Below are 20,590 nucleotides of genomic sequence, written 5' to 3' on the forward strand. Positions count from 1 at the left end.
AGATGGGCGATGAGATAAGTCCGGGGCCTGAAAAGCCCAGATCTGACAATCTCTTTCACCTTGGCGAATTTCGTACTCTTTGGGCTGCTTATGCCCAGTCGATCCTGGGCGACCAGTTGGCACGCGTGGCCCTGTCGTTGCTGGTGTTCGAACGCACCGACTCGCCCGGATGGACCGCGGCAACGTATGCGCTGACCACCTTGCCCGCTCTGCTGTCCGGGGTGCTCCTGTCCGGCCTGTCGGACCGTTTCCCCCGGCGTACGGTCATGATCGGATGCGACCTGGTGCGGGCGGTGCTGGTCGCGCTGATGGCCCTGCCCGGGACGCCGTTGCCGCTGCTGGCCGGGCTGCTGGTGCTGGCGCAGCTGGCCGAGGCACCCTTCGGCGCTGCGCAGGGCGCACTGCTGCCGACCGTGCTCGGCGAGCAGAGGTACGAGCGGGGCCAGCGAGTCATGCTGATCACTCACCAGGCCGGACAGCTGGCCGGTTTCGCCGGTGGGGGTGTGCTGGTCGTATGGCTGGGCAGTCACCTCGCCCTGGGTGTGAACGCGGTGACTTTCCTTCTCTCGGCGACCCTGGTCAGGTTCGGCGTGAAGGCCCGTCCCGCGGCAGGTGCCGATGCGCGGAAGAAGCGGCTCGGCGTTCAGGTCGGGAGTGCGGCCGCACTGATCTGGTCGGATCGCAGGCTGCGGTCGCTGGTCGCGCTGGGGTGGCTCGCGGGGTTCGTCGTCCTGCCGGAGGGGCTGGCCGCCCCCTTCGCGGACGAGGTCGGCGGGGGCGCCGCCTCGGTGGGACTCCTGCTCGCCGCGCATCCGGCGGGAATGGTGCTCGGTGCAGCTCTTCTGGGGCGGGCTCAGGTCGGGGACGAGTGGCGGCGCCGCCTGCTCGGGCCGTTGGCGGTCGGCGCGAATCTGCCGCTGCTCATCTACTGGCTCGGTCCCGGCATAGGTGTGGCCGTGCTCGTGTTGATGGCGTCGGGGGTGTGCTCCGCCTATCAGATAACCGCCGGAGCCACCTTCGTACTCCTGACCCCGGCCGACCAGCGTGGCCAGGCGCTGGGGCTCGCCAGGTCGGGGCTGATCGCCATGCAGGGGATCGGTGTCGCCACGGGTGGCCTGGCAGCGGAGCTGTCCGGGTCGTCGGCGGACACCATCGGTGCGTCCGGACTCCTCGGAGTGTTGTGTGCGATCCCTGTCGCCGTTGCCTGGTCGCGGGCGCGGGAAGCTGATGCGGGGACGATTCCCCGGAGGGCGTAGAACTACTGGCCGTCAAACGCGGCTAGGGTCGACGGAAGGAAACCACGTGCGATCCACAGGAGTACCCAGCGATGTCTATCGATCCTTCCTCGATTCCTAATTTCGGGGGCCAGCCCGAACCGCAGGCGGCAGGACCCGAGGGCCCCGTTGTCCCTGACCAGGACCTCGTCAAGCAGCTCCTGGAACAGATGGAGCTGAAGTACGTCGTCGACGACGAGGGCGACCTCGCGGCGCCGTGGGAGGACTTCCGCACGTACTTCATGTTCCGCGGCGAGGACGAGCAGCAGGTCTTCTCGGTCCGTACGTTCTACGACCGCCCGCACGCCGCGGACCAGCGTCCGGTCCTCCTCGACGCGATCGACGACTGGAACCGCCGCACCCTGTGGCCCAAGGTCTACACGCACACCCATGAGCCCGAGGAGGGCTCCGAGGAGACCGAGGTCTCGGTCCGTCTGATCGGTGAGGCGCAGATGCTCATCGGTACGGGCGTCAGCCTGGAGCACTTCGTCTCGTCGACGGTCAGCTGGGTGCGCGCCTCGATCGAGTTCGACAAGTGGCTGCAGGAGCGCCTCGGCCTGACGCCGGCCGAGGAGAAGACGGACGGCACGGAGCAGGCCTCTCCGGACGCCTGAGTCCCGCACGGCAGCGACGGCCCGGCCCGGGGCGGCGGTCTCCACGACCGCCGCCCCGGGCCGGGTTCTTTCACGGCGGGGCGGCTTTTGGGTTACAGCCGCTTGAGCCGGGACACCGCATCGGCCAGCACATCGTCACGCTTGCAGAAGGCGAACCGTACGAACGGCGCACCCTGCTCCCGGTGGTCGTAGAAGACCGCGTTCGGGATGGCGACGACCCCGCACCGCTCGGGCAGCGCCCGGCAGAAGGCGAAACCGTCGCTCTCGCCGAGGGGGCGGATGTCGGTGGTGACGAAGTACGTCCCGGACGGGCGGTAGACCTCGAAACCGGCCTCGGCGAGCCCACCGCTCAGCAGGTCCCGCTTGGCCCGCAGATCGGCGCGCAGCCCGTCGTAGTAGCTGTCGGGCAGGCGCAGGGCCTCGGCGACCGCGTACTGGAACGGGCCGGCGGACACATACGTCAGGAACTGCTTCGCCGAGCGCACCGCGGTCACCAGCTCGGGGCTCGCGGTGACCCAGCCGACCTTCCAGCCGGTGAAGGAGTACGTCTTGCCGGCCGAGCCGATGGTGACGGTGCGCTCGCGCATGCCGGGGAAGCCGACGAGCGGGAGGTGCTCGCCCTCGAAGACCAGGTGCTCGTAGACCTCGTCGGTGACGACGAGGAGGTCGCGTTCGCAGGCCAGTGCGGCGATCGCGCCGAGCTCCTCGCGGGTGAGGACGGTGCCGGTGGGGTTGTGCGGGGTGTTGAGCAGGATCAGCCGGGTGCGGGGGGTGACGGCGGCGCGCAGTTCGTCGAGGTCGAGGCGGTAGGTGCCGGTGGTCGCGTCGGGGTGGAGGGTGACGGGGACGCGGCTGCCGCCCGCCATGGCGATGCAGGCGGCGTACGAGTCGTAGTACGGCTCCAGGGCGATGACCTCGTCGCCGGGCTCCAGCAGCGCCAGCAGGGCCGCGGCGATGGCCTCGGTGGCGCCCGCGGTGACCAGGACCTCGGTGTCGGGGTCGAGGGCGAGCCCGTAGCGCCGTTGCTGGTGGTCGGCGATCGCGGTGCGCAGTTCGGGGACGCCGGGGCCCGGCGGGTACTGGTTGCCGTGCCCGGCGCGCAGTGCCCGGACCGCGGCCTCTCTGATCTCTTCGGGGCCGTCGGTGTCGGGGAAGCCTTGGCCGAGGTTGATGGAGCCGGTCCGTACGGCAAGCGCCGACATCTCCGCGAAGATCGTCGTTCCGAACTCGGCGAGGCGGCGGTTGAGCGGCGGTCGTCCCTGTGTCATGGCAGCCATCCTGCGCGGAAGCTCTGGAGTTGCTCAAGTCTGCTTTGGCCGTACGGGGCCGGGGGCATCCCCCACTCACGCAGGAAGCGGATGGAAGCGGGGGACCTCGCTTCGGGGGAACAGAAGGATGTGAGGTCGGTGGGAACCTTTGTCACAGTGGTGATCGCGATTGCCGTGATCGGACTGGTCATCTCGCTGGTGGGGGCCGGCAACCGGAAGAAGAAGCGCGGGCGGGGTGTGCGCCGGGGGGCGAGCGGCGGCAGCGCCGCGGGTGGCAGCTGGTGGGCGGGAGGTGACGGTGGCGGTGGCGGTGGCTCGTCCTGCGGAAGCAGCAGCGGTCACTCCGGGGGACATTCGTGCGGCGGCGGTCACTCCTCGTGCGGTGGCGGCTCCTCGTGCGGCGGCGGCGGGGGCGGATGCGGCGGAGGCAGCTGACACGGGGCAGCTGATCCGTGACCGGGCAGGGCCACACGCCCGGTGCCGGGCCCGTGCGGTTCCGGTGCCCCACAGGTGCCCGGCGGATGAACTCCCGCCGGGCACCTTTTTGTTGGGGCTTTTCGCGAGATAGCGGTGAACAGATGAACCGAGGGGCCCCCGAGGGGATGGAAACCGCGTCAAGTTGGGCAAAAACGCTGTGGACGCGGCTTACTTCGTGATTCCCTCGGTTGAGAGAACATCCAGCCCTCGGACCCGAGTTGGACCTGATCGGGCGCTTCCCACCTCCCACGTGCATCACGTCGGAGGCGTCCCCTGTCCATGTGTCCACGCTTGTTTGCGGAGCCGACCCATGCTCACGACCCTCCAGACGGCCTATTCCGACACCCGTGCTGCCGACCTGGCCTGGGCACTGGGGCGCGAACCGCTCCCCGCCCTGGCCGTGCTCGGCCTCGATCTCGCCGGTGCCCGACTCCAACTGCGCCTGCTCGGCGCCTCCCACCAGGTGCTCCTGGAGGAGAACCGGGGCACCTGTTCCGAAACCGTCGCGTGCATCCCGGGCGGCAGCACACCGCTGCCGCTCGGTGTCTCCGAGCGACTCGGGGAGTGGGAGTACGAATTCGCGGCGCGCGTCGAGACGCTCTCGGCGGGCTCGTTCGCGGGGCGTGCGCAGGAGCTCCTCGCGCTCGTGACCGACCACCCCCACGGTCTCGCCGGGACGTTCCCCGGCAGCCCGCACGCCTTCACCGCCATGCTCGCCCAGCGGACCGAGGGCCAGGTGCGGTGGCGCACCTGGCATGCGTACCCGCAGGAGGGGCAGCTGGTGGTGACGCGCACCCGGGTGGGAGTGCGGATGCCGGCGGCGGCGCTCTGACGCGGCCCAACTCCGTTGTGGGCGCGCCACTTGCACCCTTGTGGGTGACAGGCAGCCACCTCTTCGTGACGTAGCGTTCGCATCATGATCGATCAGCAGGTGTCGCTGCGAGGGGGCGCGGCGCGTCTTCCCATGCGGCCGAGGACGGGTCGGTGTCTCGTGCTGGCCGCTGTCTTCATCTGTGCTGCCTGCGGTCTGGTCTACGAGCTCGAACTGGTGGCGCTCGCCTCCTACTTGATCGGTGATTCCGTCACCCAGGCGTCCGTCGTGCTCTCCGTGATGGTGTTCGCGATGGGCGTCGGCTCGCTCCTCGCGAAACGTTTACGCAGTCGTGCAGCAGTCGGTTTCGGGCTGATCGAGGCGGCGCTCGCACTCGTCGGCGGCTCCTCGGCGGTCGTGCTGTACGCGTCGTTCGCCTGGATCGGGGAGTCGCGGTACGCCCTGGTCGGGTTCTCGCTCACGATCGGCGTCCTGATCGGGGCGGAGATCCCGCTGCTGATGACGCTGATCCAGCGCGTCGACCGGCAGGACGCGGGCGGGACCGTCGCGGATCTGTTCGCCGCCGACTACGTGGGTGCGCTGGTCGGCGGGCTCGCGTTCCCCTTTCTGCTGCTGCCGGTGCTGGGACAGCTCACCGGGGCGCTGTTCACCGGCGCGGTCAACGCGGCGGCGGGCGGGGCGCTGGTGCTGTGGGTGTTCCGACGGGATCTCACCCCGCGCTCCCGGTGGCTGCTGATCGTCGTCAACGTGGCCGTGATCGCCGTACTCGCCACCGTTACCGCGCTGGTCGGTGACTTCGAGCGGGCGGCGCGGCGTGCGGTGTACGGGGACGGGGTGCGGGTCGCGGTGCAGACCGGGGTCCAGGAAGTGGTGCTGACGGGGGCGGGCCGCAGCTCCCTGGACCTGTATCTGGACGGGCGGCTGCGGGTCAGCGCGCGCGACGAGTACCGCTACCACGAGGCGCTGGTGCACCCGGCGATGAACGGGCCACGCGCCAGTGTCCTGATCCTGGGCGGTGGTGACGGTCTCGCCGCCCGGGAGGTGCTGCGCTACCCGGACGTACGCAGCGTCACCCTCGTCGAGCTCGATCCCGGCGTCACCCGGTTGGCCCGTACCGACCGTGCACTTTCGGCGCTGAACGCCCACGCGTACCGCGATCCGCGGCTGACGGCCGTCAACGCCGACGCCTTCAACTGGCTGCGGGCGGCGCACGGCAGCTACGACGTGGTGATCTCCGATCTGCCCGATCCCGGGATCTCCGCCGGCACGAAGCTCTACTCGGCGGAGTTCTACGGACTGGTCGCCGAGGCCCTCGCACCGGGCGGCCGGCTGGTGGTGCACGGGGGCCCGCCGATGACCCGGCCGCGTACGTACTGGACGGTGGAGGCGTCGATGAGGGCGGCGGGCCTGCACACCCGCCCGTACCGGATCAGCGGCAGGCTCTCCGATTTCGCGGCGGGCCCTGACAGGGCCACGCACCGGGCGCAGTCCGAGCAGGGCTGGGGCTTCGTCCTCGCCCGGCCGGTCGGGGCGCCGGTGCTCCGCCTCGCCCCGGGGGCGCCGAAGCTGCGGTCGCTGACGCAGGCCTCGCTGATGCGTGCGGGGCGGGAGGCGGAGAGCGGACGGCTGCGCGGGCTGCTGCCGTCGACGCTGGTGCATCCGCGGTACTGGGAGGACCGGTGAGCCGGACGTCGTACGCCGTACGCCCGGTGGCTTTGCGACGCGGAACCGCTGACGTGATGGCCGGGGCTGAGTAGGCTCGGTTTCCATGGAGCATGAGGTGTTCGTTCCGGTTCCGGTCCCGTCCCTTCGGCGGACGCTGGGCGATCCCGCCCGCGTCGCGCGCTGCGTACCGGGGCTCCAGCAGGACGCCGACGCGTCCGCGGGCCCGCTGTCCGGCCGGCTCAAGGTCCGGGTCGACGGCCACACGATCACGTACCGCGGCGCGTTGCGGCTCACCGTTTCCCCGCAGGACGGCGCGGACGGGGACGACGGGATCCTGGTGGCGGGCGAGGGCGTCGAGGCGCGGGGGACCGGTTCGGCGAAGCTGGCTCTGACGATCAGCCTGACGCAGAAGGACGGCGGTACGGCGATCGGGTTCGCGGGTACGGCGAGCGGCGACGGCCGCCTCCTGGAGCTGGACCCGGCGGCGGCGCTCGCGACGGCCCACCGACTGCTGGACCGCTTTGTGCAGCAGCTGGTGACGGAGACGCTGGCGGGCGAGGACGAGGCGGGCGAGGACATCGGCGGGGCCGAGCGGTCCGTCGGGGAAGCCGTGGAACAGGCCATCGAGGAGGCGGCCGAGGAGGCCGACACGACCGGCGCGGCCACCACTCGGAGTACTGCTCCGGAAGCCGCCGGCGACACCGACACCGACGACACCGACACCGGCGACACCGACACCGGCGACACCGACACCGGCGACACCGACACCGGCGACACCGACACCGGCGACACCGACGACGACGGCGCCACCGCGGAGGAGGCACCCTCCACCGAGAACCCCCCGGGCACGGGCTCCGTCTTCGATGCCCCTGTGCCCCCGCCGTCGCTCGACCCTGTGGCGGAGGTGGAGTTCACCGTCCCCGACGGCCCCCCGGCCGAGGCCGCGCACGCCAGGCGCACCATGATCGGCCGCAGCGCCGAGGAGGTCGACCACGCGCCGCCGCGCGGCAGGTACGCCCCCGTACCGTCACCCGATTCGACCACCGCGGGCGCCACACTCCGCTGGGTCGCTCCCGCCGCCGCACTCGCGCTCGCCTCCGCCGTCGTGGTGAGCAGGGCGCTGAGGCGGCGGAGGTAGTAGCAGCGCCAGTAATGTCGGTCGGGTGAGTAGCAGCGAGAAGGACGTCCGGCTGTCCGTCGGCGATGCAGAGTTGACCGTGAACCCCGCCAACGGCTGTCGCATCAGCAGTCTGCGGATCGGTGGCACCGAGGTGCTGCGGCAGGGGGAGCGGTACGGCTGCTTCCCGATGGTGCCGTGGTGCGGGCGCACCGAGAACGGGCTCTTCCACAACGGCGACGTCCCGCACCGGTTGCCGCTGAACTCCCCGCCGCACGCCATCCACGGCACCGGCAGGGACACCGCCTGGCGCACCGCCCGGGTGGGCGAGCAGGAGGCCGCGTTCTACTACGACCTTGCCGACCCCTGGCCGTATCCGGGCCGGGTGACCCAGACCTTCGAGTTGTCCGAGGACTCGCTCACGCTTGCGTTCGGCATCGAGACGTACGGGGATTCGTTCCCGGCGCAGGCCGGCTGGCACCCCTGGTTCCTGCGGGATCTCGGCGGCGGCAAGAACGTGGAGATCGCCTTCGACGCGGCCTGGCAGGAGGAACGTGGCGAGAACCATCTGCCGACCGGCCGCCGCATCCCGCCCCTGCCCGGCCCGTGGGACGACTGCTTCGGGATGCCGGACGGCGTCGACGTGACGCTCACCTGGCCGGAGCAGCTGCAACTGACCGTGAAGAGCCGGGCCGAGTGGGTCGTGATCTATGACGAGCAGGCCGAGGCGGTCTGTGTGGAGCCGCAGTCCGGCCCGCCGAACGGGCTGAACACCGCGCCCCGGTATGTCACCCCGATCGAGCCGCTGGAGATCGCGACGACCTGGAACTGGCGCAGGCTCTGACCGCGTGGGCGCGGGTCGTGAGACGGGCGCCTTAAGCTCGTAGCCATGACTGACGTACGTGCTGAGCTGCTCCAGCAGATCAAGGACAAGGCCGTGGTACACGGCAAGGTGACCCTCTCCTCAGGTCTTGAGGCCGACTGGTACATCGACCTGCGCCGCATCACGCTGGACGGCAAGGCCGCTCCGATGGTCGGGCAGGTCATGCTCGATGTCACCGCCGAGCTGGACTACGACTGCGTGGGCGGGCTGACGCTGGGCGCCGACCCGGTCGCCACCTCGATGCTGCACGCCTCCGCCGCGCGCGGGCAGGAGCTGGACGCGTTCGTCGTCCGCAAGGCACAGAAGGCGCACGGGATGCAGCGCCGCATCGAGGGCACGGACGTGAAGGGCCGCCGCTGCCTGGTCGTCGAGGACACCTCGACGACCGGCGGGTCGCCGCTGACGGCCGTCGAGGCGGTGCGCGAGGCCGGTGGCGAGGTCGTCGCCGTCGCCACGATCGTGGAGCGGGGTGCGGCTGGGGCCATTGCCGAGGCCGGTCTCCCGTACGTCCACGCCTACACGGTGGCGGACCTCGACCTGGCCTGATTGTCTGGTCCGACCTGCGATTTTCTTCGAGGGCGGACGGTTTCACGTGAAACCGTCCGCCCTTGGTGTATGCCTTCCGCCGTCCGGTCCGAACGTTGAGGGGCCAGGCCGGGTGGAGCCGGAGCGAGAGTCTGGGAAGATGGGGGCGACGATGACGTCGCCCCCAGGTCAGGGAACCAGCAACGCACACCCGCACATCCCAAGGAGCGGACAGATGCCCATCGCAACCCCCGAGGTCTACGCCGAGATGCTCGACCGGGCGAAGGCAGGCAAGTTCGCCTACCCGGCCATCAATGTGACGTCGACCCAGACCCTGCACGCTGCACTGCGCGGCTTCGCGGAGGCGGAGAGCGACGGCATCGTCCAGATCTCCACCGGTGGGGCGGAGTTCCTGGGCGGCCAGCACAACAAGGACATGGTCACGGGCGCCGTCGCCCTCGCCGAGTTCGCGCACATCGTCGCCGCCAAGTACGACGTCACGGTCGCGCTGCACACCGACCACTGCCCCAAGGACAAGCTGGACGGCTACGTACGTCCGCTGCTCGACATCTCCGCCGAGCGTGTCGCCAAGGGCCAGAACCCGCTGTTCCAGTCCCACATGTGGGACGGCTCGGCCGAGACCCTCGCCGACAACCTGGCCATCGGCCAGGAGCTGCTCGCCAAGGCCGCCGCCGCCAAGATCATTCTTGAGGTCGAGATCACCCCGACCGGTGGCGAGGAGGACGGCGTCACGCACGAGATCAACGACGAGCTGTACACGACCGTCGACGACGCGCTGCGTACCGCCGAGGCGCTCGGCCTGGGCGAGAAGGGCCGCTACCTGCTGGCCGCCTCCTTCGGTAACGTCCACGGCGTCTACAAGCCGGGCAACGTCGTGCTCCGTCCCGAGCTGCTGAAGGACCTCCAGGAGGGCGTCGCCGCCAAGTACGGCAAGGCCGCTGGTAGCCACCCCTTCGATTTTGTCTTCCACGGCGGCTCCGGCTCCACCGAGCAGGAGATCGCCACCGCGCTGGAGAACGGCGTCGTGAAGATGAACCTCGACACCGACACCCAGTACGCCTTCACCCGCCCGATCGTGGACCATGTGTTCCGCAACTACGACGGTGTGCTGAAGGTCGACGGCGAGGTCGGCAACAAGAAGGTCTACGACCCGCGCAGCTGGGGCAAGTCCGCCGAGGCGGGCATGGCCAAGCGCGTCACGGAGGCCTGCGCCAACCTGCGTTCCACCGGCACCAAGCTGAAGTAGCAGCCGGTACGAAGTGTGGCTGTGGGCCCGGAACCCCCTGGGGTGCCGGGCCCACGGCATGTCCGAGAGAAGAAGTGAGGGATCCCTGTGAGTTCCAGCACCCGCTATGACTTGGACACCGTCGTCGACCGCCGGGGCACCTGGTGCATCCAGTGGGACGGGGTCGCGGACCGGTTCGGGGTGGACGGGCTGCTGCCGTTCACCATCTCCGACATGGACTTCGAGACCGCACCGGAGGTGCTGAGCGCGCTGCGGGCCCGTCTCGACCACGGGGTGTTCGGCTATACGACCTGGCAGCAGGACGACTTCCGCTCGGCGATAGCCCACTGGTACGCGACCCGGTACGGGACACGGATCGACACCGGGCAGCTGGTGTACGGGCCGTCCGTGCTCAGCCAGCTCTCGCAGCTGCTGCAGATGTGGACGGCCGAGGGCGAGGGCGTGGTCGTCCACGCCCCGACGTACGACGGTTTCCGCAAGGTGATCACCGGGCTCGGGCGCGAGCTTCGGGGCGTGCCGGTGGGAGACACGGCCGCGCTGGAACGCGAGCTCGCCCGCCCCGACAGCAAGGTCCTTCTCGTGTGCTCGCCGCACAACCCGACGGGCCGGGTATGGACGGAGGCCGAACTGAGCGAGATGTCGGCGCTCGCCGCGCGGTACGGGGTCGCGGTGATCAGCGACGAGATCCATGCGGACTTCGTGCACGAGGGGCATGTGCATGTGCCGTGGACGCGGGTCGGGGGCGACGGGCGCTGGGCGGTGATCTCCTCCGCGTCGAAGGCGTTCAACTTCCCGGCGCTGACCGGCTCGTACGGGCTGATCGGCGATCCGGCCGACCGGGCGGAGTTCCTGCGCCGGATGGAGACGGCAGAGGGGCTCGCCTCCCCGGCGGTGCTGTCACTGACCGCGCACATCGCCGCGTACCGGGAGGCCGGGGCGTGGCTGGACGAGGTCCGCACGTATGTCGCCGGGAATCTGGCGCTGGTCGCGAAACGGTTGAACGAGGCGTTCCCGGAACTGGGATGGCAGCCGCCACAGGCCGGCTATCTGGCGTGGATCGATCTGCGCCCGGCGGGCGTCGGCGACGACGAGGCGTTGCAGCGGGTGCTGATCGAGCGCGAGAAGGTCGCGGTGATGCCGGGGGCGGTGTATGGGGCGGAGGGCTTCGTGCGGCTGAACGTCGGGTGTCCGCGGTCCAAGGCGGAGGCGGGCGTGGAGGCACTGATCCGGGGCGTACGGGCCGTGGCGCAAGGCGCGTCGTAGGGTCGGGTGCCGACCGTGGCCACCCCGGGCACCCCGCCCGGGCACCCCGCCCGGGACGTGGGCCTTTTCGTAGGCAGGGCCTGGAACAGCCGATGGATGTGTTCGAAGCCGCCCGCAGCGGCGATGTCGCCGCGCTGCGGGACGCGCTGGACGCCGGGGCCGATGTCACCGCGACCGACGAGTACGGCTGGACCGCCCTGCACCTGGCCGCGACGGGGGTTCGTCGCGCTCGTCGGCGCGGGCACCACCCAGTTCGACGGCTTCGACGACTGCACCGAAGCCGCTTACGCACGCGGCGGCAGCCTCGCCGGCCTCGTCGGGTTCTGCTACTACACGCGGCAGGACGCCGAACGTGCGCGGGACACGGGCTATCTCTCCCTGGCGTTCTGGGGCGCCCCGGACGGCAGCACCCGGACGATGGAACACGCCGGCGGGTCGTCGTCCGGGCGTTCCGCGCGGCCGGATTCCACGTGGACTGGAACGGCACGGGAAACAGCCGCGCCTGCGTCGCCCTGACCGGCTGACAGAACTCTGCCGAGCCATCTGCGCCCCTATGGCCCTTCCGGCGGGGAGCGGCGATGCTGCTCGTATGCCTGACGCAGAGACGGGAGCCATCCGCGTCGCTTCCCCCACCGGACGCTGGGTCATCCTCACCACTGTCCTCGGCTCCAGCATGGCCCTGCTCGACTCCACCGTCATCAACGTCGCCCTGCCCCGCATCGGCAAGGACCTCGGCACCGATCTGGCCGCCCTCCAGTGGACCGTCAACGCCTACATGCTGACCCTCGCCGGGCTGATCCTCCTCGGTGGCGCCCTCGGCGACCGCTACGGCCGGCGGCGGGTCTTCGTCGTCGGAGTCGTCTGGTTCGCCGCAGCGTCCGTGATCTGCGGCATCGCGCCGAACGCCGCAGTCCTGATCGCCGCCCGCGCCCTCCAGGGCATCGGCGGGGCTCTCCTCACACCCGGTTCGCTGGCACTGATCCAGGCGAGCTTCCACCCGGACGACCGGGCCCGCGCGGTCGGACTGTGGTCGGGACTCGGCGGGGTCGGCGCCGCCATCGGGCCGTTCGTCGGCGGCTGGCTCGTCGACGGGCCCGGCTGGCGATGGGTGTTCCTGCTCAACGTGCCGGTCGCCGCGGTCTGCCTGCCGGTGGCGCTGCGCCACGTACCGGAATCGCGTGACCCCGACGCACACGGGCGCTTCGACGTGCTGGGCGCCGTGCTCGGCGCGCTCGCCCTCGCCCTGGTGACCTATGCGCTGATCGAGGCGCCGGGACAGGGGGCGTCCGCGGTGGTGATCGGGGCGGCCGTCGGAGGGATCGTCCTCGGGGCGGTGTTCGTGCAGGTGGAGCGGCGGCGGGCGAACCCGATGCTGCCGCCTTCGGTGTTCGCGTCCCGGCAGTTCACCGTCGTCAACATCATCACCCTCTGTGTGTACGCGGCGCTCGGCGGCTACTTCTTCCTCTCCGCGATCCAGCTCCAGGTCGTGGCCGGGTACTCGGCCCTCGGCGCGGGCACGGCCCTGCTGCCCTCGACGGTGCTGATGCTGCTCTTCTCGGCCGCCTCGGGCGAACTGGGGCAGCGCATCGGGCCTCGCATTCCCCTCACCGTCGGGCCACTGGTCGCCGCCACCGGAATGCTCCTGATGCTGCGGGTCGGGCCGGGGTCGAACTCCGTCTCCGCCTACTTCGCCGATGTGCTCCCCGCGGTCGGTCTGCTCGGCGTCGGACTCGTCACCCTGGTGGCACCGCTCACCGCGACCGTCCTGGCCTCCGTGGACACCGCACGGGCCGGCCTCGCCAGCGGGATCAACAACGCGGCCGCCCGCGCCGCCGGGCTGATCGCGGTGGCAGCGCTGCCGCTGCTCGCCGGGATGGGCCCGGAGGCCTACCGGAACGCCGACGAGTTCGCCGCGACGTTCCGGCGGGCCATGCCGATGTGTGCCGGGCTGCTCGTGCTGGGCTCGCTGATCGCCTGGGCGACCGTACGCAAGCCCTCCGTCACGGCGGACGAGAAGGAGAAGGCGCGCCCCGAGTGCACGGTGCACTGTGGCGTCGTCGCCCCGCCCCTGGAACCCACGCACGAGGAGGCGGGGAAGCCGGGACCGGACAGGCCCTCCCCGGGGCGCCCGGGTGCTCCCGGCGCGAACTGACCCACCGCACGGCGCCCGTGTACCCCCGGCGCGCATCTGCCAGGCACACTTGAACCCATGTCGATCCACGAGAACCTGCTCGGGGGGCCTCTCCCGACCCACCTGCCCGACGACCCGGAGCCGCGCGAGCTGCTCGCGAACGGCACGGCCCCCGCCGACGTCGCCGCGAAGTACCCGACCTCCTCCCTGGCCTGGGCACAGCTTGCCGACGAGGCGTTCGAGGGCGGCCGCGTCATCGAGTCGTACGCCTACGCCCGCACCGGCTACCACCGCGGCCTCGACGCGCTGCGCAGGGCCGGCTGGAAGGGCCACGGCCCCGTACCGTTCGAGCACGAGCCGAACCGCGGCTTCCTGCGCGCCCTGCACGCCCTGGCGCGGGCGGCCCAGGCGATCGGCGAGCAGGAGGAGTACGAGCGCTGCTCGACGTTCCTGCGCGACTCCTCGCCGACCGCCGCCGAGACCCTCGGCTAGAGCCGGCCGAGCCCCTCGGCCGGGGGCGACCGAGGCCCTCGGCCAGACGTACACGTACACCTTGTGACGTTCCGGACCCCGCAGATGCACCGGTATCTGCGGGGTCTGCGCGCCCCTGCGGGCTCCGTTTAGGATGCGGGCAGGGGACCGGAGCTCCACCACCTCACGGAAGGGGCGGACCGCTACCCGGAAGCTCGTGTCGAGGAGACAGCAATGTCGACGATCCACCCCGACCCCGAAGCCACCGGTGCGCAGACCCCGCACCTCGACTTCGCGGGAACGACTCCGTACGAGGACTATGTCCAGGCGGATGTCCTGACCCACCTCCAGCACCTTCGCTCCGACGATCCGGGCGAAATGGTCTTCCTGGTCACCACCCAGGTCATGGAACTGTGGTTCACCGTCATCGTCCACGAGTGGGAGACCGCCGCGCACGCCCTGCGCGAGGACCGGCTGCCCGTCGCACGCGACGCACTCAAGCGGTCGGTGCGGGAACTGGAGGCGCTCAACGCCTCCTGGACGCCGCTCGCCCAGCTCACCCCCGCCCAGTTCAACTCCTACCGCGCCGCCCTCGGTGAGGGATCCGGCTTCCAGTCGGCGATGTACCGGCGGATGGAGTTCCTGCTCGGCGACAAGTCCGCGTCCATGCTCGTGCCCCACCGGGGAGCGCCCCGCGTCCACGCCGAGCTGGAGAAGGCGCTCGCCGAACCGAGTCTGTACGACGAGACGCTCGCCCTGCTCGCCCGGCGCGGCCACGCCGTACCGCAGGCCGTGCTCAGCCGGGACCTGACGCAGAAGTACGAGCCGTCCCCCGAGGTCGAGGCCGTCTGGGTGGAGATCTACGCCAACCCCGACCAGCACGACGAGCTGGTCCGGCTCGGCGAGGCGCTCACCGACGTCGGTGAACTGGTGTGGCGCTGGCGCAACGACCATCTCGTCGCCACCCGTCGCGCGATGGGTTCGAAGACCGGGACCGGCGGTTCCGCCGGGGTCGCGTGGCTGGAGAAACGGGCCACGAAGAACGTCTTCCCCGAGCTGTGGACGGCGCGCAGCCATGTCTGAGACCTTCGCCGCGCGGGCCGCGGCACTCGACGCCGCCGACCGGCTCGCCGATCTGCGCAAGCTGTTCACCCTCGACGACACCGTCTACCTCGACGGCAACTCGCTCGGTGCGCTGCCCGCTCACGTACCCGCCCGGGTGCACGAGGTCCTCACCCGCGAGTGGGGCGAGCTGCGCATCCGGTCCTGGGACGAGAGCGGCTGGTGGACCGCGCCCGAGCGGATCGGCGACCGCATCGCCCCGCTCGTCGGGGCCGCCGCCGGGCAGATCGTCGTCGGCGACTCGACCAGTGTGAACGTCTTCAAGGCCGTCGTCGCCGCGAGCCGGCTGGCGCCGGAGGGCCGCGACGAGATCCTCGTCGACGCGACGACATTTCCCACGGACGGATACATCGCCGCATCCGCGGCACGGATGACCGGCCACCGGCTCGTCCCGGTCGCCCCCGCCGAGGTGCCGGACGCCCTCGGCCCCCGTACCGCGGCCGTCCTGCTCAACCATGTGGACTACCGCACCGGCAGGCTCCACGACCTGCCCGGCCTCACCGCCGCCGTGCACGCGGCGGGCGGCCTCGCCGTCTGGGACCTGTGCCACAGCGCGGGTGCCCTGCCCGTCGGCCTCGACGCGCACGGCGTGGACCTCGCGGTCGGCTGTACGTACAAGTACCTGAACGGCGGCCCCGGTTCGCCCGCCTACCTGTACGTCGCCGAGCGCCACCAGGCAGCCTTCGACTCGCCCCTGCCGGGGTGGACGTCGCACGCCGACCCGTTCGGCATGACACCCGGGTACGCCCCGGCGGACGGTGCCGTACGGGGCCGGGTCGGCACCCCCGACATCCTCTCCATGCTGGCGCTCGAAGCGTCGCTGGACGTGTGGAACGGGGTGTCGATCGAGGCGGTACGGGCCAAGTCCCTGGCGCTGACGGACTTCTTCCTGGAGTGCGTCGCCGAGCATGTGCCCGAGGGTCGGGTCACCTCCGTCACCCCGGCCGCGCACGCGGAGCGCGGCAGCCAGGTCGCGCTGCGGTGCGAGGACGCGGAACCGGTGATGAGCGCGCTCACCGCGCGGGGTGTCGTCGGGGATCTGCGGCGGCCGGACGTGCTGCGGTTCGGGTTCACGCCGCTGTACGTGGGGTTCGCGGACGTGGAACGGGCCGCGCGCGTACTGGGTGAGGTGCTGAAGCCCTAGCAGCCGGGACCCAGGGGCCCCGGCATGATCCGTCGGCGGGGACGGGAACCTTCCGTACTGGTACCGTCCCCGCAGGTCAGGCCAGTTGGGCTGTTGGGTCGTTGAGCTGTTGGGCTCAGATACAGGACGGTTGGAGCAGCATGTCGGATTCTGCCGCGCGTGATCGTGACGCAGCCGAGACCGAGTCGGCACTCTCGCATCCACCGGTCGCCCCCGATGCATCGGCCGCCTACGGCAACCACCCCGACCAGGTGATCGACTTCTACGCCCCGCGCGACGGCCGGGCCGGTGCGCCCGTCGTGGTCGTCATGCATGGCGGGGCGTGGCGGGCGCCGTACGACCGGCAGCACGTGTCGCCGTTCGCGGACTTCCTGGCCCGGCGCGGTTTCGCCGTCGCCAGCGTCGAGTACCGGCGCGGCAGCGAGATCCCGCAGCAGCGGGGATCCGGTCCGGTCGCGGGCCGTTGGCCGGAGACCTTCGACGATGTCGCCGCGGCGATGGACGCACTGCCGGCCCTGCTGGCCCGGGAACTTCCGCAGGCCGACGCCCGGCGGATCGTCGTCACCGGGCACTCCGCCGGCGGGCAGCTCGCCCTGTGGGCCGCCGCCCGGCACGTACTGCCCGAGGGCTCGCCGTGGCGGCTGTCGGCGCCGCCGCCGCTGCGGGGTGTCGTCGCCCTCGCGCCGATCGCCGACTTCACCACGGCCGTCGAGCTGAATGTGTGCTCGGGGGCGGTCGGTCAATTCCTCGGCCGAGAGGAGGACTTCGAGGCGCGGGCACCGCACGCCGACCCGGCCGTGCTGCTGCCCACCGGGATCGCGACCACGGTGGTGCAGGGCACCACCGACGTCGATGTGCCGCAGGCCGTCTCGGAGGCGTTCGTCGACGCGGCGGCGAAGGCGGGGGAGACGGTGGGCCTGACCCTGCTGCCCGATGTCGGCCACTACCCGCTGATCGACCCGGCCGGCGACGCGTGCGCGGTGGTGGCGGAGGAGCTTGCCCAGCTCGCCTGGTGAGCGGGCGGTCCGGCGCCGGTGGGGCCCGTAGTACTTGCGACGGACGGCGCAGGATCCGTATCGCTGCTGACGACCCGGGCCGATCCGGCCCCTACCTTGGGAACGTGACCGAGACCAAGAGCAGAAGCCCCGAGATCAGACTGGCCGCAGGGGCGTTGGGCGGCCTGCGGCAGGACCTTTTCCGCAACGCCTTCGAGTACCGTCCGCTGAAGCGGATGCGGACCGACGGGCCGCTGCTGCGGCAGCTGCCGGAGCGGATGCGTGAGCGTGCCGCCGGGACACCCCATGTGCTGGTCGGGGCCGCCGCACTGCTCACGGCCTTCGTGGGCCTCGTCTCGTCGGACTCCATCGGTCTGAGTTCCGTGGTCGACCTCGCCCTGATCGTGCTGCTCCCTGTGGGCTCCGTACTGATGACGCTGGTCAGGCCGGTCGGCGCGTTCTGGATTTCGATGGCACTCACCCCGTTCGCAGCGGTCGCCAGCGGTGGCTACTGGCCATGGGCGCCGAGCACCTTCCTCTCGCATCTGACGGTGCTGGTCGTGGTCGCGGCCCGGACCCGGCCCCGTACCGCCGCCTGGATGTGGGGCTTCACCACGGTGTTCGGCGCCGTGCTGGAGAACTTCGGCGGCTGGTACCGCTCCTCGACCACCTCCGCCTTTGCCCTGGCCTCCGCGTTCGCGCTGCTGGTGGTGGCCGTGGTGCAGATCCGTCGCGACGCGGAGCGCGAGGTCACCGTGCAGCGCACGGTGACCGCTGTCGAACGCGACCGGCGCACACTGCTCGAGGAGCGCACCACCATCGCCCGTGAGCTGCACGACGTGGTCGCCCACCACATGTCGGTCGTCGCTATCCAGGCCGAGGCCGCCCCGTACCGGGTGGAGAATCCGCCGCCCGAGCTGGAGCAGGCCTTCGTCACGATCCGGGAGAACGCGGTCGCCGCCCTCACCGAACTGCGCCGGGTCCTCGGCGTCGTGCGGGCCGAGGACTACCAGGCGCCGGACGCCCCGCAGCCCACCCTCGCCCGGCTCGACGGGCTCCTCGCCAATGTGCACGAGGCCGGCCTGGAGACGGAGAAGACGGTCACCGGCGCGGTACGTGAACTGCCGCAGGGCGTCGAGCTGTCGGCGTACCGGATCATTCAGGAGGCCCTCAGCAACACGCTGCGGCACGCACCGGGCGCCACCGCCAAGGTGGAGATCGGCTATGTGCTGGGCGGACTCGGTCTGCGCGTCGTCAACGGGCCGCCGACCGGTCCGGTCAAGCCCTCGCCGGGGGCCGGTCACGGGATCACGGGGATGCGGGAGCGGGTCGCGATGCTGAACGGCGACATGACGGCCGCGGCGACGAAGGAGGGCGGTTACGAGATCGCCGCGTTCATCCCCGTCCAACCCATCTGCGACACGGACGAGCCGAACGGGACGCACACGTCGCACGAGTCGCAGGCGGAACAGGGGGCGAAGGCATGACCATCCCCACCGCCCCGGCCATCCGGGTGCTGATCGTCGACGACCAGATGATGGTCCGCGAGGGCTTCTCGGTGCTGCTCAACGCCATGCCTGGGATCGAGGTCGTCGGCGAGGCCGTCGACGGCCGGCAGGCCATCGCGCAGGTCGCGGCGCTGCGCCCCGATGTGGTGCTGATGGACATCCGGATGCCGGAACTCAACGGCATCGAGGCCACCCGCGAGATCGTCGCCGTCGACGCGGACGCCAAGGTGCTGGTACTGACCACCTTCGACCTTGACGAGTACGTGTACCAGGCGCTGCGCGCCGGGGCGTCCGGCTTCCTCCTCAAGGACGCCTCCGCCCGCCAACTCGCCGACGGGGTAAGGGTGGTGGCCGCCGGCGAGGCGCTGCTCGCCCCGACCGTCACCAAGCGGCTGATCAATGAGTTCTCGAAGCTCGCCGAGACCCCGCGCCCGCCCGCCTTCGCCCGGATCGGCGACCTCACGGAGCGCGAGACGGAGGTGCTCGTCCTCATCGCGCAGGGCCGGTCCAACGCCGAGATCGCCTCGCATCTGGTGGTTGCCGAGTCCACCATCAAGACGCATGTGAGCCGCATCCTGGTGAAGCTGGGGCTGCGCGACCGCACGCAGGCGGCGGTCTTCGCTTACGAGGCCCGGCTGGTCACGCCGTCCTGAGGAGTCCGGGGCACCGGTCGGCGACGAGGCCCGGGGTGGGCGGCCGACGGGACCCAGGGGTGGGTGGTCGACGGCCGTCAGGTCCGGTTAGCGTCCGTATATGCACCCGTCCTCACGTTCCGCGGCCGACGCCCCCTTCGCCCTCTTCGACCCCTGGTCCCCGGCGTTCGTCGCCGACCCGTACCCGGCCTACGCCGCGCTGCGAGCAGCCGGCCGGGTGCACTACTTCGAGCCGACCGACCAGTGGCTCGTCCCGCACCACTTCGATGTGTCCGCGCTGCTGCGCGACCGCCGCCTGGGCCGTACATATCTGCACCGCTTCACCCACGAGGAGTTCGGCCGTACGCCGCCGCCCGCGGAGCACGAGCCCTTCCACACCCTCAACGGCCAGGGGCTCCTCGACCTGGAGGCCCCCGACCACACCCGGATCCGGCGCCTGGTCTCCAAGGCGTTCACTCCGCGTACGGTCGAGCAGCTCGTCCCGACCGTGCGGCGGCTGGCCGCCGGGCTGGTCGACTCGTTCGTCGAGGCGGGAGGTGGCGATCTGCTGACGGCCGTCGCCGAACCGCTGCCCGTGGCCGTCATCGCCGAGATGCTCGGCATCCCGGAGTCCGACCGTGCCCCGCTGCGGCCCTGGTCGGCGGCGATCTGCGGAATGTTTGAACTGAATCCGTCCGACGACACCGCCCGTGCCGCCGTCCGCGCCTCGCTCGACTTCTCCGCGTATCTGCGCGAGCTGATAAAGGAGCGGCGCAAGAACCCCGGTACGGATCTGATCTCCGCGCTCATCGCCGCCCACGACGAGGGGGAGCGGCTGAGCGAGCAGGAGATGATCTCCACCTGTGTGCTGCTGCTCAACGCGGGCCACGAGGCGACCGTCAACACCACGGTGAACGGCTGGTGGACGCTGCTGCGCCACCCCGAGCAACTGGCCGCCCTGCGCACCGACCACGGGCTGCTGCCGACGGCGATCGAGGAACTGATGCGGTACGACACTCCGCTGCAGATGTTCGAGCGCTGGGTCCTCGACGACATCGAGATCGACGGCACAGTCATTCCGCGTGGCTCCGAGGTGGCCCTGCTCTTCGGCTCCGCCAACCGCGACCCGGCCCGCTTCCCGGCCCCGGACGCCCTGGACCTGGCCCGCCGGGAGAACCCCCACATCACCTTCGGCGCCGGCATCCACTTCTGCCTGGGTGCTCCGCTGGCCCGGGTCGAACTGGCCGCTTCCTTCGGTGAGTTGCTGCGCCGCGCCCCGAACCTGCGACTGGTGGCCGAGCCGGAGTGGAACCCGGGCTATGTGATCAGGGGCCTGAAGGAACTGCGCGTCGAGCTGTGACGGGGTGAGCAAAGGGGTGCGGGCCGGGCACGGTGCGGGCCG

General features: G+C 71.1%; 19 protein-coding genes and 1 pseudogene. 19 read left to right on the plus strand and 1 reads right to left on the minus strand.

Annotated features, from left to right (window positions below):
- Positions 1-2: 2 nt before the first annotated feature.
- Positions 3-1,256 carry an MFS transporter gene (locus tag NRF20_RS24440; RefSeq protein WP_413754601.1) on the plus strand — a complete coding sequence of 418 codons (1,254 nt, stop codon included), beginning with the start codon at positions 3-5 and terminating at the stop codon, positions 1,254-1,256.
- A gap of 71 nt (positions 1,257-1,327) precedes the next feature.
- Positions 1,328-1,888 carry a YbjN domain-containing protein gene (locus tag NRF20_RS24445; RefSeq protein ID WP_114245333.1) on the plus strand — a complete coding sequence of 187 codons (561 nt, stop codon included), beginning with the start codon at positions 1,328-1,330 and terminating at the stop codon, positions 1,886-1,888.
- 92 nt (positions 1,889-1,980) lie between these two features.
- Here NRF20_RS24445 and NRF20_RS24450 read toward each other — a convergent pair whose 3' ends face one another.
- Positions 1,981-3,156 (minus strand): pyridoxal phosphate-dependent aminotransferase, encoded by a 1,176-nt coding sequence (locus NRF20_RS24450; RefSeq protein WP_398628192.1) that lies wholly within the window; start codon positions 3,154-3,156, stop codon positions 1,981-1,983.
- A gap of 787 nt (positions 3,157-3,943) precedes the next feature.
- Here NRF20_RS24450 and NRF20_RS24455 point away from each other — a divergent pair.
- From NRF20_RS24455 to NRF20_RS24535, 17 genes and pseudogenes are all read left to right on the plus strand, one after another.
- Complete coding sequence (locus tag NRF20_RS24455; RefSeq protein WP_398628190.1) at positions 3,944-4,465, plus strand: DUF2617 family protein; 522 nt, start codon at positions 3,944-3,946, stop codon at positions 4,463-4,465.
- Positions 4,466-4,549: 84 nt separating this feature from the next.
- A complete protein-coding gene (locus NRF20_RS24460) occupies positions 4,550-6,148 on the plus strand; it encodes a polyamine aminopropyltransferase (protein WP_413753274.1) in 1,599 nt (532 codons plus the stop codon).
- Between the two features lie 85 nt (positions 6,149-6,233).
- Positions 6,234-7,268: a carbon monoxide dehydrogenase gene (locus NRF20_RS24465; RefSeq protein ID WP_413753275.1), complete on the plus strand. Its 1,035-nt coding sequence runs from the start codon at positions 6,234-6,236 to the stop codon at positions 7,266-7,268.
- A gap of 25 nt (positions 7,269-7,293) precedes the next feature.
- Positions 7,294-8,091 (plus strand): aldose 1-epimerase, encoded by a 798-nt coding sequence (locus tag NRF20_RS24470; RefSeq protein WP_398628187.1) that lies wholly within the window; start codon positions 7,294-7,296, stop codon positions 8,089-8,091.
- A 45-nt stretch (positions 8,092-8,136) separates the two neighbouring features.
- Positions 8,137-8,676 carry an orotate phosphoribosyltransferase gene (gene pyrE / locus NRF20_RS24475; protein ID WP_266360207.1) on the plus strand — a complete coding sequence of 180 codons (540 nt, stop codon included), beginning with the start codon at positions 8,137-8,139 and terminating at the stop codon, positions 8,674-8,676.
- Positions 8,677-8,890: 214 nt separating this feature from the next.
- Positions 8,891-9,922, plus strand: a complete 1,032-nt coding sequence (gene fbaA, locus NRF20_RS24480; RefSeq protein ID WP_327274372.1) for a class II fructose-bisphosphate aldolase — start codon at positions 8,891-8,893, stop codon at positions 9,920-9,922.
- A gap of 87 nt (positions 9,923-10,009) precedes the next feature.
- Entirely contained in the window at positions 10,010-11,185 is a 1,176-nt protein-coding gene (locus NRF20_RS24485) for a MalY/PatB family protein (protein ID WP_398628186.1), read from the plus strand.
- A gap of 92 nt (positions 11,186-11,277) precedes the next feature.
- Positions 11,278-11,346, plus strand: a pseudogene (locus NRF20_RS24490) (hypothetical protein); the annotation flags it as partial.
- Between the two features lies 1 nt (position 11,347).
- Entirely contained in the window at positions 11,348-11,701 is a 354-nt protein-coding gene (locus tag NRF20_RS24495) for a DUF6891 domain-containing protein (RefSeq protein ID WP_413753276.1), read from the plus strand.
- A gap of 73 nt (positions 11,702-11,774) precedes the next feature.
- Entirely contained in the window at positions 11,775-13,337 is a 1,563-nt protein-coding gene (locus tag NRF20_RS24500; RefSeq protein ID WP_413753277.1) for an MFS transporter, read from the plus strand.
- Between the two features lie 57 nt (positions 13,338-13,394).
- The gene (locus NRF20_RS24505; RefSeq protein ID WP_413753278.1) at positions 13,395-13,808 is read left to right on the plus strand and encodes a DUF3151 domain-containing protein; all 414 of its coding nucleotides are present in this window, start codon (positions 13,395-13,397) and stop codon (positions 13,806-13,808) included.
- Positions 13,809-14,021: 213 nt separating this feature from the next.
- Positions 14,022-14,870 (plus strand): tryptophan 2,3-dioxygenase family protein, encoded by an 849-nt coding sequence (locus NRF20_RS24510; RefSeq protein ID WP_398628183.1) that lies wholly within the window; start codon positions 14,022-14,024, stop codon positions 14,868-14,870.
- Complete coding sequence (gene kynU / locus NRF20_RS24515; RefSeq protein ID WP_398628182.1) at positions 14,863-16,053, plus strand: kynureninase; 1,191 nt, start codon at positions 14,863-14,865, stop codon at positions 16,051-16,053. Before NRF20_RS24510 ends, kynU begins: the two co-directional genes overlap by 8 nt.
- Positions 16,054-16,193: 140 nt before the next feature.
- Positions 16,194-17,069, plus strand: a complete 876-nt coding sequence (locus NRF20_RS24520; protein WP_398628181.1) for an alpha/beta hydrolase — start codon at positions 16,194-16,196, stop codon at positions 17,067-17,069.
- Between the two features lie 104 nt (positions 17,070-17,173).
- A complete protein-coding gene (locus tag NRF20_RS24525) occupies positions 17,174-18,535 on the plus strand; it encodes a sensor histidine kinase (RefSeq protein WP_413753279.1) in 1,362 nt (453 codons plus the stop codon).
- Positions 18,532-19,209 (plus strand): response regulator, encoded by a 678-nt coding sequence (locus tag NRF20_RS24530; protein ID WP_413753280.1) that lies wholly within the window; start codon positions 18,532-18,534, stop codon positions 19,207-19,209. Before NRF20_RS24525 ends, NRF20_RS24530 begins: the two co-directional genes overlap by 4 nt.
- 100 nt (positions 19,210-19,309) lie before the next feature.
- Positions 19,310-20,548, plus strand: a complete 1,239-nt coding sequence (locus NRF20_RS24535) for a cytochrome P450 (RefSeq protein WP_398628179.1) — start codon at positions 19,310-19,312, stop codon at positions 20,546-20,548.
- The last annotated feature ends 42 nt before the right edge of the window (positions 20,549-20,590 follow it).

The organism is Streptomyces sp. R-74717, assembly GCF_047305335.1.
In the GTDB taxonomy this organism is placed as follows: Bacteria; Actinomycetota; Actinomycetes; order Streptomycetales; family Streptomycetaceae; genus Streptomyces; species Streptomyces atratus.